This is a genomic window from Lysinibacillus sp. FSL K6-0102 (assembly GCF_038003545.1).
Classification (GTDB): domain Bacteria; phylum Bacillota; class Bacilli; order Bacillales_A; family Planococcaceae; genus Lysinibacillus; species Lysinibacillus capsici.
This window is the reverse complement of sequence record NZ_JBBOPH010000001.1, coordinates 292,527-306,751: the sequence shown is the minus strand read 5'-3', so window position 1 is coordinate 306,751 and position 14,225 is coordinate 292,527. Positions and strand designations below refer to the sequence as shown.

Genomic DNA, 14,225 nt, shown 5'->3' with positions numbered 1-14,225 from the left:
GTTTTATTAAGATTAATAAATTCCTATAACAAAATGCTTTCTTGCTAAGGATTATACCCCGAAAAATGGCGTAACAATCATCCTCTGGCAAAGGATTAATCATGGAAAAGCTCATAAAAAATGTTTGTAAATGTATAGCTAGTTTAATCAATGCCACTACATTTGGTGACAAATGAGTAACTGCCCCTATACTGTTAGTTTTTAACAGTGCAGGGGCAGCCTTTTAAGCATTATTTCTAATTACAAATCTTGGTTCGTAGTCACTAATGATGTCAAACACACCGTCATTATAGCAGTAGATATGATGTTCTACGGTAGGAATTTCTTTGCTTCCAATCCACTGGAGTTGATCAAACCATTCTGCTGAAGAATTTTTAGATTGTTCTTGGTCATGGCTTTAGTGACCATGTCTACTAAATCAGATCATGGGATTTCTCCAGTATAGCGAAAAGAACAAACATAATCTTGAATAGGTGACATCTTATTGCATTGTTTCGATCTATTAATGTTAAGCATAGTCCTCAATCTGTATAATTCAATGTGGCATTAACGATTTGGGCTCTTTTTAAGCAAGTGACAGGTTGCCAAATGTGCAGTTTTCTTGAATCCATCTAAACCTCCTGTAACCAAAATATATATCAATTTTATTTAAATTTTCATATATTTTACATATTAGATCCACAAATCTAACATATTTTGCTAATGAACAAAATAATTTTTTTGTTGATTAATGAGGTAACAACTACCAGCTATTTTTTTACACTGCTTTTTTACATGTGTTACCGCATTGGATAATTGTTCCACAGAGTCAAAATACTGATATTCATTCGTAATAACGGCAATAGATAAAGATGTGCATGTTAAAGGTTCCAGTTCGCCAGATCTATTAGCCACCTGAACATATGCTAGATCCTCTAACTCGTAAAAACTAAGTATTTTGGCATCAAAGTCATCAATAATTTTTTGACACATCTTTTCTACCTCGTAATAAGGTAGAATGGCTACAAAATCATCTCCACCAATATGTCCTAAAAAATCCTCTACGCCGCAGATATGTCTTTTTAGTATTTCTGTTAAATACCGTAAAATTTTATCGCCTTTATTAAAGCCATATGTGTCATTGTAGGATTTAAAGTGATCTAAATCAAAATAGATTAAACTATATTGCGATAGCTGTAATGCTTCTTCTAATTTTTCATCGATTAATTTATTGCCTGGAAGACTACTTAATGGATTCAGGAAACTTGCAATGGCTACTTGTGTATCAACAAGCTTTAACAATAACTCTCGAATACTAACCATGCCATAATAAAGATTGTTTTTCGTGACAATGACATCATCATATAAATCCTCTGGAGGTCTAGCCATAGCTAATGTACTAACCTCTGTGATTGGTGTATTACGATCAACGATTAAAGGATTTTTCTTTATCATCAGCTGATTTTGACGTTCCATTAATAAATGATAGCCATATCGAGTACCGATTTTTTGATAGAAATGTGTGCGTGTAATATGTCCAATTGGTTTTTCATCACGCACAACAACAACGCTACGCAACGATGGATTACTTGTAAAAAGTACATCTACTTCTTTATTTTTCACAAATTCATCAATACATGGAACTTTCTCAATGACTTCCCCTATCTTCATGGTCACCCACCCTTATTTTCCCCATATATATTTCCTTTGCAGGCTTTCCTATCGCATATCCCTGTGCATAATGAATGCCAATACGATAGAGATAATCAAGCTCTTCTTGTCTTTCAATCCCTTCAGCGATGATTTTAGTATTGGCTTGTTCAGCATATTTCATTAACAATGTGACGAGCTGCTGTTGTTCACTATTTTGGTCTATGAATTGAATTAATGAACGGTCTAGCTTAATAAATTCCGGCTTTAAATAGATGAGCGTTTTTAAACTATTATAACCTGATCCTACATCATCTACGGCAATGCGATAGCCCTGTGATCGATAATGCGATAATACACGTTCAAACTCCACAAAATCTATTACTGCACTTCGCTCAGTTAGTTCAAAAACCACTTGCTGAGGTTTGATTCCAAGCTCCTTCAATAATTGTAGTGTTTCGCCACTGTGATATTTTTTATCTAATAAAACATTCGGATGTATATTAAGGAACACTAAAAAGTTTTTATTCACCAAGTCTTTGTGTAAACGTTCCTTGAAACGTTTCAAGGAAAGATTTCTACAAAAACATTCAAATAAAAAAACGCAATCTGTTTGTCCTACAAACTCGTAAAACTGGTCCACACTGTTAAATAATGTTGAGGGTAATGGTCGATTTAAGGCTTCAAATCCTATTGTTTGCTGTGACTGTAAATCTACAATAGGCTGAAAGTATGTATGTAAATCGTTATGTTGAATAATTTGTTTCAATGCCTTTAAACGTTTCATATATAACGAACTACTTTGATGCTGACCATATAAATATTTAAAAAAAGAAAATATATTACTTGTTTTTATACTTTGTCCCACTACAGACTCCATTCCTGCACCTCTTCAATTGGTTATTATGGTTCATTGTACGCTTTGATTGTAAACAGACTGTGAACCGAATGTAAAAAGAGCAAGTTCCAGCAATAGGTTTTAACAAAACTCTTTTCTAGTTAATATTTCATAATATTAAAACTATTACAAATAATTTATTTGATATAAAATGATATTAGTGTATGATTGTAATAATAGGTTTATATTACCTATTATATTTTTTGTGTTTTTACTGAATTGGTCTTAATAGGGAAACCTATTTAGATAAAAATTATTCAAGGGAGGATCCTGTTAATGAGCTTGTCTATTCAACAATTATTGGAGAACAAAGGAATTACACCGAAACCTGAACACCTTGAACTATTAAAAACACGCTGGGAAGGTATGCAGTCACTTCGCAGCAATTTAGAAGGTATTGCGATCGATGATGCAGACATCGCTGTACGTAGTATTCCTGGAGGTGATCACATTGACAACTGATTTACATTTAAAATCTGTTGAAGAGTTGGCACCTTTACTTGCATCAAAGTCGCTATCTCCCGTGGAATTAACGAAAGCTATTTTAGCTTTTGCTGAGGAAAGTCAGCCTAAAATTAATTCCTATATGGCTTTTTATCGGGAAGAAGCCTTAGCAAGGGCAAAAGAAGTTGAACAGGAGATTCTCCAAGGTCATTATAAGGGTATGTATCATGGGATACCTATGGCCTTAAAGGACAACTTGTATTTTAAAGATAAAATAACAACGATGTCCTCAAAAATTCATAAGGACTTCGTTTCTAATTATGATGCGACAGTGGTTGAAAAGCTACGTGATGCTGGTGTTATTTTCACTGGGAAATTAAGTATGCATGAATATGCATGGGGAATTACAAATAACAACCCTCATTACGGCCCTGTTCGTAACCCATGGGACTTAGATAAAATTCCTGGAGGTTCAAGTGGAGGCTCTGGTGCGGCTGTTGCAGCTGGAGCAAGTGTTGCTTCACTAGGGACAGATACAGCAGGCTCTATTCGAATTCCATCGTCTGCTTGCGGCATTGTAGGTTTAAAACCTACACACGGTCGTGTAAGTAAATACGGCTGCTACCCGCTAGCATGGAGCTTAGACCATATTGGTCCGATGACAAAGACAGTTAAGGATGCAGCGGGCTTGCTCGAAGTCATTGCTGGTTTTGATCATCAAGACCCTACTTGCGTGAATGTTCCAGTAGACAACTATGAGAAGCAGCTTACTGGTAAGATCAAAGATCTAGTGATTGGTATCAATGAAGAATATTTCTTTAATAATGTTGATGCTGATGTAGAGAAGGCTGTTAGAGCAAGTATTCAAAGCTTAGTGGATTCAGGCGCTAAAGTAGAAGTGGTGCGTATTCCTTCCCTACAATATGCAGAATGGGCAGAGCTTGTGACGTCTCTTTCAGAGGCAGCAGCTATACACCATTCAGATTTACAAAAGAGACCACAAGATTTTGGTGACGATATTCGTCTGCTATTTGAGCTTGGTGAATTGCCTTCTGCAGTCGATTACTTGCAGGCTCAGCAGGTACGTCGTCAAATCAAGCAGGAGTTTACAGAGATTTTTAATAAGGTAGATGTGCTCATTTCCCCTACCCTACCTGTTGTAGCTAGTACAATTGGGGATGATTTTGCAGAGTTAAACGGTCAAAAAGTAGATTTAATTGATAATATTATCCGCTTTACAGGCCCTAGTAACTTAACAGGCTTACCTGCACTCTCGGTTCCTTGTGGCTTTAAAGGAAACTTACCAATAGGTCTACAAATTATTGGCCCAGCCTTTAAAGAAGGACGCATTTTAAATGTAGGCTATGCTGTTGAGCAAGCAAATCCACAGAGAAATAGAAAACCAAATATTTTTGCTAATATCTAAACGATAAGCACTAGAAATCTGCTCACTTCACGGTATACCACTGAATGAGCAGATTTTTTTGTGGGGGAAACCTGCTAGCATTCATACTAATGGTTTTTTATGAACAAGTAATTTTATAATAGAAGCTAGAAGCTTACTACAGGAAAGGCAATGATCCACTCATGAATGTAGAGAAATTTTTACAATTACCTATTACCAAAGACTTCACTGTTATAGCGGGTCACAATGGCTTAAATAAAGCTGTTCAAAATGTAGAAATATTAGACTTTGAATTTTCACCTGACATCCACCATGTCAGAGATACTATCTTTACACCCAACAGTGTTGTGTTAAGTAGTTTATTATTTGCTAAGCAAAAGCCTGAGTATTTATTCAATGCTGTTAAAAATCTAATTGAGCTTGGGGCTAGTGCTTTAGCTTATAAGCCTGTTATTTTTAAGGAATTACCTGAAGAAGTTTTGTCATATGCAGAGCAGCATAATTTCCCTATATTGCGCTTTGGTGGAGATGAGTTTTTTGAAAAAATCATTTTAGAAACGATGGCTTATGCTAAGACACAGGATTATTCCTATTTTATAGAAACGATTTTACGAAGGTTAGTGGAGGAAGATGTAACACAGGAGCAAATCAAATCCATTTTACAACAGCTCAATAAGCCCTTTGAAAAATATGTATTTATAGCAAATTTACGAGCTGGTGACACAATCCATCCGAACTGGATGCAGCCCTTTTACTCGTTGGAGCCACTATTAAAATCGGGTATGATTTGTTCTTATAAAAAAAGTCTATTTATCATCATGACACATCCATCTCAGCAATTCCAATTTGAAAGGGTTTTACATGAATGGCTAGCATTATATGCCATACCCACTGATACAATCACTTTCGGCTATAGCAGTTGTAATGATACCCAGACTGGATTCCCAATGGCATTACGCGAAGCTTTTTTTGCCAATATTTTCGCTGAAATCGATATGCTCCCTAGCTGTCATTATAAGAATCTCGCGTCTGATTGTTTATTAATCGAGTTATACCGTAAAGATGCAACATTCGCTATGGACTATGTTAGCTCCTTTTTAGTCCCTCTACTTGATGATAAGGCTGATCCAGACTTAATGGAGACCGCCATAACTTATATCATTAAAAAAGGAAATATTAAGGAAGTTGCTGTAGCACAATTCTGTCATCCAAATACAATTCGCTATCGTATGGCTAAAATACGTCAGCTAGTAGCACCCATAGATAATGATTATGTTTTTTATGAACGCCTAGCTACAGCCGTTAAATTGTACTTATTACATAGCAAAATGACCAGTGACTAATCGCTTTGGAATAAGTACAAAAAAACGCCTGAATATTTAGAAATAAAATCAAATTCTTTTCTTCTCTCTTATGCTATTCTATTGAAGTTAGGAGGAAGAACACATGAAAACTTACATAGCTGATGGCATGTTATTAGTTACTGCAATCGTGTGGGGTAGTGGATTTGTTGTAACGGCCATTGCTCTAGAATATTTAACAGCATATCAAGTAATGGCTGGCAGATTTTTATTAGCTTCAATCATATTAACCGTTTTATTTGGCGCCCGCTTAAAAAAGGCTTCGAGATCAGTAATTTGGAAGGGAGCTTTATTAGGTACGATTTTGTATATAGCGTTTGCCCTTCAAACAGTCGGACTGCAATATACAACACCCTCTAAAAATGCCTTTTTAACCGCAGTTAATGTCATTATTGTTCCTTTAATAGCATATGCCGTTTATAAACGGCGTATCGATGGCTACGAAATCATTGGTTCGATAATGGCAATTGTGGGCATTGGCTTTTTATCATTACAAGGCTCATTGACAATGAATATAGGTGATGCCCTATCATTAGCTTGTGCTGTTGCTTTTGCCTTTGATATCTTTTGTACAAACCTTTTTGTTCAAAAAGAAGATGCCATTGCTCTAACTATTATTCAGTTTCTCACAGCATCCTTTATAGGTGTTCTTGTTGTCATTAGTCAAGGTGAAATTCCTACGTCGCTTGAAAAAGAGGCAATTTACTCGCTTGTTTATTTAGGGATTTTTTCTACGACAATAGCTTATCTTTTCCAGAATGTGGCCAATCAATATACAACTGCCACAAAGGCTGCGATTATACTATCAACGGAATCTTTTTTCGGCATGGTTTTATCCGTTATCTTCTTGCATGAAATGCTAACAAGCCGTATGGTCGTTGGTGCCGTCCTTATTTTACTAGCTATACTAATTGCCGAAGTGAAACCCGCACATCCAAAAAAGAAGCTAATGAAAGCACTCGATAATCAGACCCCCAAATAGTTTCAGTTTATACTGGAACTTTTTTTATGTTTATTAAACTCGACTAGTAATAATGCTTGTCGTAATCCCCACAACTAGCACTGTAATTATAGATAATAGCAAGGTCGAGGTTGATAGGAGGAAGCCACCTATAACAATCACGATGGAATCAATAAAAAATATTAATATCCCAACATTGATACCCGTTTTATCACAGATAAATTGTGCTATCAAGTCAGTCCCCCCTGTGCTTGTCTGAAATCGCAGCATTAGACCAATACCAAAGCCTACAAGTATTCCTCCAAGAATGGCACTATAGAGCGCATCAATTTGCACAAGATTGCGGACAGGCTTTAAAAAATCGATAATGAAGGAAGACGTTAGTAAGCCATGTATACTATTGTAAAAATAGGTTTTATATTTAAACCACGCAATAATAAAAATTGGAATACTAATGATAATAATCATTAAACCAATTTGGAGCTTATATAAATAATGTAATATTAGCGCTAACCCTACTACTCCCCCATCTAAAATTTCATAGGGCGTTAAAAATAAGTTTATTCCTAACGACAATGAAATACTTCCTATTATAATGACTAGACTTTTTGTAAAGAAATACATACAACCCCCCTCCGTGTCTATGCATGTCTTATAGTATGAAAATAGGTTATTGAACATGTTATGAAATAACCTTAGATGATTAGCCATTTTTATCGAGTGCATTTGCTAAATTTCTTCGAAACTTATTCAATTTATTTCCGTATATACAGATAAATTTTAAATTAACAAAGGGGATTATGATATGGAGCATGCTTTATTGGAACAAGTTAAACATACTAGAACTTTTTTAAGACAAGAACAATTGGAAACAATCTTTGAAGAGTTTGATGGTCAACGAATGCGCTTAACAGAGGTACAGCGCTTGGAGAAATACCGTAAAATGCTTGAAAGTCCTTTTCGCTTTTTCCGTGGAAGTGCCTATCTCTTTTATTTTGATATGACAAAATCCGCTTCAATCTTCCATACTCCTGATAGAAAACCGACTTGGATTCAAGGTGACATGCATATGGATAACTTCGGTGCTTTTCAAAATGAAGCTGGCTCCATTGTTTTTGATGTCAATGATTTCGATGAGGGCTATGTCGGTTCATATTTATACGATATTATTCGTATGAGTATTAGTATTGCACTTTATATAGAAGAACAAGGCTTACATAAGACAACCCAAGAAACGGCTATTCAACATTTTCTTAATAGTTATATCAATCAACTAAAACGATTTGAGCGTAAACAGGATGATCCTCTAACACTCATTTTCACAAAGAACAATACCAAGGGACCCGCAAAGAGGTTATTGAAAAAGCTTGAGAAACGCCAACGATCCCATTTTTTACAGGATATTACGTATCTCAATGAAGACGGCGAGCGCGCTTTCTTATGGAATGAAGAAATTCAACCAGTCACTGCTGAGGAATACAGTGCCATTTCAAACGCACTTTCTACATATAAAATTAGGGACATAGCTTATAAGTATGGATCTGGTACAGCTTCAATCGGTTTAAAACGTTACTATATTTTAGTGGAAGATGAAAAGGGTGCATCAGGGGTTGAAAATTTAGTGTTAGAAATGAAAGAAGTACGCACAGCCATTCCTGCCTACTTTCTTCCCTACCAGGATCTGTTTTGGGCTCATTATGAGCACCAAGGAGCACGAGTAGTTGGAACTCAAAAAGCCATGCACCACTTAGAGGATCCACATTTAGCCTTTATTACAATGAATGGTCAGGAATTTTATATTCGAGAACGTTCTCCTTATAAAAAGAAGATTAAGCCTAAAAACTATCAGGATGTAGAGGATTACTTTACAACAACATCACTTATGGGGAAAATTGCCGCTAAAATACATGCACGAGCTGACATCGATTATTCTCATGTTTTTACCTATCACAGCGAGGAGGAGATTTTAAAAGCGATCGGTAAAGAACGAAATGTATTTATAGAACATACAATTTTACAAGCAATGAGTTACAAAGAAACCGTCTATACAGATTATGACTTATTCAAAAACTGGGTTGAAACAAAAATGTAAAAAGGGACCTTCGCTTTAGCGAAGGTCCTCTCATATTGAATATTATTTTTGCTTGGCCTTCATACGAGCAAGTAAAAAGCCTCCCTTAAATGATTTAGGCTCATACGAGATAATAAACGCATTCGGCTCAAATTGCTCTACTATTTGAAAGAGCTCTCCTTCACGATTCCTCTTCGTTAAGATCTCATATTTATAGCGGTTACTATCTCGCCCTTCTCCTATATAAATCGTGACGGCAAACCCTTCGTGGCGAAGAAATTTCACAAGCTCTTCATTTTTATTTTGCGTATTAATGGTTGTATAAACATAGCCTATCGCTAGCTTTCGTTCTATTTTTGCTCCTAAAAATATACCTAATCCAAACCCAACTGCATAGACAACCATAGATAACATACTTTGCTTCCCACTGAAAACGAGTGAAAGGCCAAATACATACACCAACATCTCCAGCATACCAAATATCGCTGCAAGGAATGTGATATTCTTTACCAAAAATATTGTTCGTAATGTTAAAAAAGGTACATATACTAATTGTAGGATTAAAATTAAAACAATACTTTGCATTTGTGCTAGACCTTTCTGAGAGTAGTTTTATATAAGTATATGTTGAAAGAGAGAGTTACATGCCATTTCAACAACTCTATTTTAAATTCCCTTTTAGTCTAATGTTAAACATTCCTTATGACAGTCTAAAGTTATTTTAACGGAACAAATTTTAACTAAAATCATAATCTATAGTTTAAAACATACAATCCATAACAACAAAAAAGTGACACCTCCTCAAATCTAAATCAATAGATAAAAGTAGGTATCACTTTCTTTTCATCAAAATATGTAAAATATTTAGATGAATGTTATTTATATCTTTTTATACTTCCCCGTGCATCGGGTCTTTTTTATGCTTAGGCCCAATCATGTTGAATAAAATATTTAGGATAATCGCTGTGACTGAACCACAAACAATACCATTTGACGTTAAGATTGAAACGCTTGTTGGCAGTGCATCAAAAATGCCAGGAACAACGGATACACCGACACCTAAACTTACTGCAATCGCTGCAATCATTGCGTTTTCCGCTGATTCATTCATAACAGGTACAAGCATTCCCATACCTTGTGTAATCACCATACCGAACATCGCAAGCATTGCCGCACCTAGTACAGACGTTGGAATAATTGTTGTTAATGCTGCGATTTTTGGTAGGAAGCCTAATGCTACAAGTAGACCACCTGTGATGTAAATGACTTTACGGTCCTTAACGCCTGACATACGAGTTAGTCCCACGTTTTGTGAGAATGTTGTGTATGGGAAGGCATTGAAAATACCACCGATTACTGAAGCTAGACCTTCTGAACGGTAGCCACGAGCCAAATCTTTTGAATCTAATTTTTTATTACAAATATCACTTAGCGCAAAATAGACACCAGATGATTCTACTAAAGATACCATTGCTACAAGTGTCATGGTAATAATCGCCGTTACATCAAATGTTGGCATGCCAAAGTAGAAAGGTTGTACCATGTGAAATACATTAGCATCTGCAACTGGGGTGAAATCCACCTTGTCCATGAAAGCACCTAAAACAGTACCTACTACTAATCCTATTAAAATTGAAATAGCACGAACAAAGCCCGTAGAAAAGCGATAAACGACTAAAATGATAACCAATGTAATAAAGGCTAAAGCTACATTAGAAGCAGAGGCAAAATCCTCAGCACCTTGTCCACCTGCCATATTGTTTAATGCTACTGGTAATAAGGAAATACCGATAATTGAAACAACTGACCCTGTTACGACTGGTGGGAAGAATTTCACAAGCTTGCCGAAGAAGCCCGCAATTATCATTACAATTACACCAGAGGCAATAATAGAACCATAAATGTCCGTAATACCCTGCTCTGGGTTTGTACCAATCGCAATAATTGGACTTACCGCTGTGAATGTACAGCCAAGTACTACAGGTAAGCCAATACCAATGAATTTACCTGAATAAACCTGTAAAAGTGTAGCGATCCCGCACATCATAATATCAATCGCTACTAAATACGTCATTTGTGTTGAATCGAAGCCAATTGCCCCACCGATAATCAGTGGCACTAAGATGGCTCCAGCATACATTGCAAGTAAATGTTGAATCGCTAGCGCAGTCGATTTAAAGGTATTCATTACGCGCGAGCCTCCGTAGCAAATGTTACTTTGCCATCTTCAAGAGAATCTACTATTGCTAATGACTCAACGCGAACACCTTGCTCACGCAATAGTTTTCCGCCATCTTGGAAGCCCTTTTCAATAACAATTCCAACTCCTACAACATTCGCACCCGCTTGTGCAGCAATATCAAGTAAGCCTTTGACAGCCTCACCATTAGCTAAGAAATCATCTACGATTAAAATATTGTCATCTTCGCTTAAGAAATTACGTGAGACAGAGATCTCATTTGTTTCATTTTTTGTGAATGAATGTACCTTTGAAGAATAAAGGTTATCTGAAAGAGTTAATGATTTACGTTTACGAGCAAACACGACAGGCGCGCCAATTTCTAAGCCTAACATCACGGATGGGGCAATACCTGAAGATTCTATTGTTAAAATCTTTGTAATCACTTGATCAGAGAAACGATTTGCAAATTCATGACCAATTTCCTTCATTAGCATCGGATCAATTTGATGGTTTAAAAATGAATCAACCTTTAATACGGATGAAGATAATACTTTACCCTCTTGCATAATTTTGTCTTGTAATAACTTCATTTCTTTCATATCCTTCTTTCGTAAAAAATTATAAAAAAACGCTGAATACTTTGATTCCATTCTGCTACGAGTGGAGCAAAGCATTCAGCGCAAAAACGTCGAAATGAATAGAAAACATCATTAAATTGAAGTTCTCTAAAAGCATTGCTACCCATAGTCGATTCATTTACGGTAAATCGGTAGAAACTTGCGAGCCCTATTCTCGCTATTATATGAGTGGATTTGTATGAAACTATCAGAATAACCAATTTATCACTTTATTCGGTAAGGGCTACTATCTCTCACCAAAAAAAGTTTGATTTTTCGGAATTTAATGGTATTCTGGAACTTTTTAATTGTAAACGTTCGTGTTTTCAATCAACGTACTGATTATAACAGACTATTTTCTAGCTTGCTAGCATTATTTTGATAAATGGAACGGTACTGTCATAATGACGACATTTCTGTGAAATAACAGTGATGTACGAATAAGAAGACTCGATTGGTTGTGTAGCATATGATGCCACCCTTTTTTCGGTAAGAATTGAGGGATAACAACTGTAACTTTATGACCTGTCTTCGTACATTGATGTTCTACTTTATCAATAAATTTAATTAATGGCTGTGTAATGCTGCGATATGGTGAATAGTAGGTAACTAATCGTACATCAGGTTGCCAGGCGTTCCACTTCTCTTCAAAAGCTTTTGCATCTGCTTGATCGAAAGCTACGTAAAAGGCTATCACTTTATCAACCTTAAGTGATTTGGCATAATGTAGGGAGTTTTCAACCACCTTTGTTATACCAGCTACTGGCACAATGAAAACATTCCCCTCAATAGTAGCCAGTTCCTCATGATTTAATCTTAACTGTTCTCCAACAGCTTGATAATGTTGCTTAATGCGATGGAATACAAAAATAATAATTGGTAAAAAGATAAACACTGGCCATACTTGAGGCATTTTTGTCACAAAAAACATCATTGCCACGATGAAAGAGATAGCAGCCCCAATTGTATTGATCGTAAATTTTGCTACCCAGCCTTTAGGTTTTTCGCGCCACCATTTTCTCATCATTCCCGTTTGCGCTAATGTAAAGGGAATAAATACGCCTACTGCATAGAGCGGAATTAAATGCTCTGTGGCCCCGTCAAAAAGTATAATTAAAAAAATGGCTGCAATACCTAGCATTAAAATACCATTTGAATAGCCAAGACGGTCCCCACGAATTTGGAAGATTCGTGGGATAAAACCATCCTTCGATAAATTCACAGCAAGCAAGGGAAATGCTGAATATCCTGTGTTTGCGGCAAGTACTAAAATCATTGCCGTTGTCCCCTGTACAATATAATAAAGAAAATTCCGACCAACACTAGCTTCTGCTAGTTGGGAAACGACTGTTGCTTCTGCTGTTGGTGCAACGCCATAAAAATAAGCTAGACTAACAATCCCGATGAATAAAACGGCTAAAATGGCGCCCATTGCTAAAAGCGTTTTAGCAGCATTATTCGGGGCAGGATTTCTAAAATTAGGTATAGCGTTAGAAATAGCCTCTACTCCTGTTAACGCTGAGCTTCCTGAAGCAAATGCCTTTAATAAAATAAATAGGCTAATCCCTGCCACTGGTGTGCCAATCTTTGGATGTAGCTCTGCAGGCACCTGTCCAGTTGCCACATTATAGAGCCCAATCCCGATTAGCAACAGCATAACGCCTACAAATAGATAAACTGGGTACGCCAAGATAGAGGCTGACTCTGTTACACCTCGCAAGTTTAAAATCGTTAAGAAAATCACAAATATAATAGCAATGGGTACATTATAAGCATGAAGACTTGGAAATGCAGATGTAATGGCATCTGTCCCGGCCGACACACTTACTGCTACCGTTAAAATATAATCAACAAGCAAAGAACCCCCTGCAACAAGACCTGCATTCACGCCTAAATTTTCTCGTGATACGACATAGGCGCCTCCCCCATGTGGATAGGCGAAGATAACTTGACGATAGGATAAAATCAGTGCCACGAGTAGAATAACCACTCCAGCGGCAATAGGTAAAGAATACCAAAACGCCATTGTACCTACCGTCATTAGGACAATTAAAATTTGTTCTGGTCCATAGGCTACTGATGACAATGCATCTGATGATAATATGGCCAGTGCCTTTGTTTTACTTAGCTTTTGTTCCCCTAACGCATCGGATCTTAATGGTTTGCCGATTACATAACGTTTGAATGAGGATTTCATTGATAAACACCTTCTAGTTTCATAGAATGTGTTTCGCCTTTCTAAATTACATCAAAAAACGCCTACAAGTCATCACTAAATAAGACTTGTAGACGCTCATCCGTCTGCCAAGCTCCACTTTTCTGCTCTTAACGCTTACGAGGTTAGCTGTCGGATTCGGGCCTGAGTAGCCCTACTCCTCCACAAGGAAGAGATTCACCCCAAGAATGGCTATGCCATCCATCAAAATTGGTTCCCCCGCGTTTAGTTGCTTCAGCGATTTAGAAATTTGAAACTTTTATAATGATGTCATATTACGCCTGCTAATTGAAAAAGTAAAGAAGAAAATTTTTCTCTTTTTTGAGTAAAAGCATAGGCTTTTTTTGAACATATAAATAACCGCTTCTTAAAGAAAATTTCCTGAATACCTAGTCAATACCCACAATATAAACAATAAAAACTGCCTTAAAGGTATATTCTA

12 protein-coding genes and 2 riboswitches are annotated in these 14,225 nt (G+C 36.5%); of the genes, 5 read left to right on the top strand and 7 right to left on the bottom strand.

All coding sequences use genetic code 11. The features are described 5' to 3' along the window. Positions 1-699: 699 nt before the first annotated feature. Positions 700-1,650, bottom strand: coding sequence for a GGDEF domain-containing protein (locus tag NYE73_RS01480; protein ID WP_259951200.1), 951 nt, complete (start codon positions 1,648-1,650; stop codon positions 700-702). Then, a complete protein-coding gene (locus NYE73_RS01475; RefSeq protein WP_259951199.1) occupies positions 1,628-2,509 on the bottom strand; it encodes an EAL domain-containing protein in 882 nt (293 codons plus the stop codon). Before NYE73_RS01475 ends, NYE73_RS01480 begins: the two co-directional genes overlap by 23 nt. Positions 2,510-2,803: 294 nt before the next feature. Between NYE73_RS01475 and NYE73_RS01470 the strand changes: the two genes are divergently transcribed. The 4 genes from NYE73_RS01470 to NYE73_RS01455 all read left to right on the top strand — a co-directional run bounded on the left by NYE73_RS01470 (position 2,804) and on the right by NYE73_RS01455 (position 6,719). Continuing rightward, the gene (locus NYE73_RS01470; RefSeq protein WP_009373346.1) at positions 2,804-2,989 is read left to right on the top strand and encodes a hypothetical protein; all 186 of its coding nucleotides are present in this window, start codon (positions 2,804-2,806) and stop codon (positions 2,987-2,989) included. Then, positions 2,979-4,397, top strand: coding sequence for an amidase (locus NYE73_RS01465; RefSeq protein ID WP_259951198.1), 1,419 nt, complete (start codon positions 2,979-2,981; stop codon positions 4,395-4,397). The genes NYE73_RS01470 and NYE73_RS01465 overlap by 11 nt, the downstream gene beginning before the upstream one ends. Positions 4,398-4,558: 161 nt before the next feature. Further along, a complete protein-coding gene (locus tag NYE73_RS01460; protein WP_259951197.1) occupies positions 4,559-5,719 on the top strand; it encodes a PucR family transcriptional regulator in 1,161 nt (386 codons plus the stop codon). Positions 5,720-5,822: 103 nt separating this feature from the next. Beyond that, positions 5,823-6,719, top strand: coding sequence for a DMT family transporter (locus NYE73_RS01455; protein ID WP_066038376.1), 897 nt, complete (start codon positions 5,823-5,825; stop codon positions 6,717-6,719). Positions 6,720-6,752: 33 nt separating this feature from the next. On the opposite strand, the gene NYE73_RS01450 is transcribed toward NYE73_RS01455, so the two are convergent. Next, positions 6,753-7,322, bottom strand: coding sequence for a YitT family protein (locus NYE73_RS01450; protein ID WP_048391911.1), 570 nt, complete (start codon positions 7,320-7,322; stop codon positions 6,753-6,755). Between the two features lie 181 nt (positions 7,323-7,503). Here NYE73_RS01450 and NYE73_RS01445 point away from each other — a divergent pair, with 181 nt between their 5' ends. Beyond that, the gene (locus NYE73_RS01445; protein WP_259951196.1) at positions 7,504-8,790 is read left to right on the top strand and encodes a DUF2252 domain-containing protein; all 1,287 of its coding nucleotides are present in this window, start codon (positions 7,504-7,506) and stop codon (positions 8,788-8,790) included. Positions 8,791-8,832: 42 nt separating this feature from the next. Here NYE73_RS01445 and NYE73_RS01440 read toward each other — a convergent pair whose 3' ends face one another. From NYE73_RS01440 to NYE73_RS01425, 4 genes are all read right to left on the bottom strand, one after another. Then, a complete protein-coding gene (locus tag NYE73_RS01440) occupies positions 8,833-9,354 on the bottom strand; it encodes a DUF2179 domain-containing protein (RefSeq protein WP_048391915.1) in 522 nt (173 codons plus the stop codon). Positions 9,355-9,658: 304 nt separating this feature from the next. Further along, positions 9,659-10,957 carry a nucleobase:cation symporter-2 family protein gene (locus tag NYE73_RS01435; RefSeq protein WP_036075370.1) on the bottom strand — a complete coding sequence of 433 codons (1,299 nt, stop codon included), beginning with the start codon at positions 10,955-10,957 and terminating at the stop codon, positions 9,659-9,661. Continuing rightward, a complete protein-coding gene (locus NYE73_RS01430; RefSeq protein ID WP_048391917.1) occupies positions 10,957-11,541 on the bottom strand; it encodes a xanthine phosphoribosyltransferase in 585 nt (194 codons plus the stop codon). The genes NYE73_RS01435 and NYE73_RS01430 overlap by 1 nt, the downstream gene beginning before the upstream one ends. A gap of 134 nt (positions 11,542-11,675) precedes the next feature. Further along, positions 11,676-11,777: riboswitch (purine riboswitch) on the bottom strand. A gap of 164 nt (positions 11,778-11,941) precedes the next feature. Then, positions 11,942-13,765, bottom strand: coding sequence for an APC family permease (locus tag NYE73_RS01425; RefSeq protein ID WP_054548693.1), 1,824 nt, complete (start codon positions 13,763-13,765; stop codon positions 11,942-11,944). 118 nt (positions 13,766-13,883) lie between these two features. Further along, positions 13,884-14,033, bottom strand: a riboswitch (cyclic di-AMP (ydaO/yuaA leader). Positions 14,034-14,225: the final 192 nt, after the last annotated feature.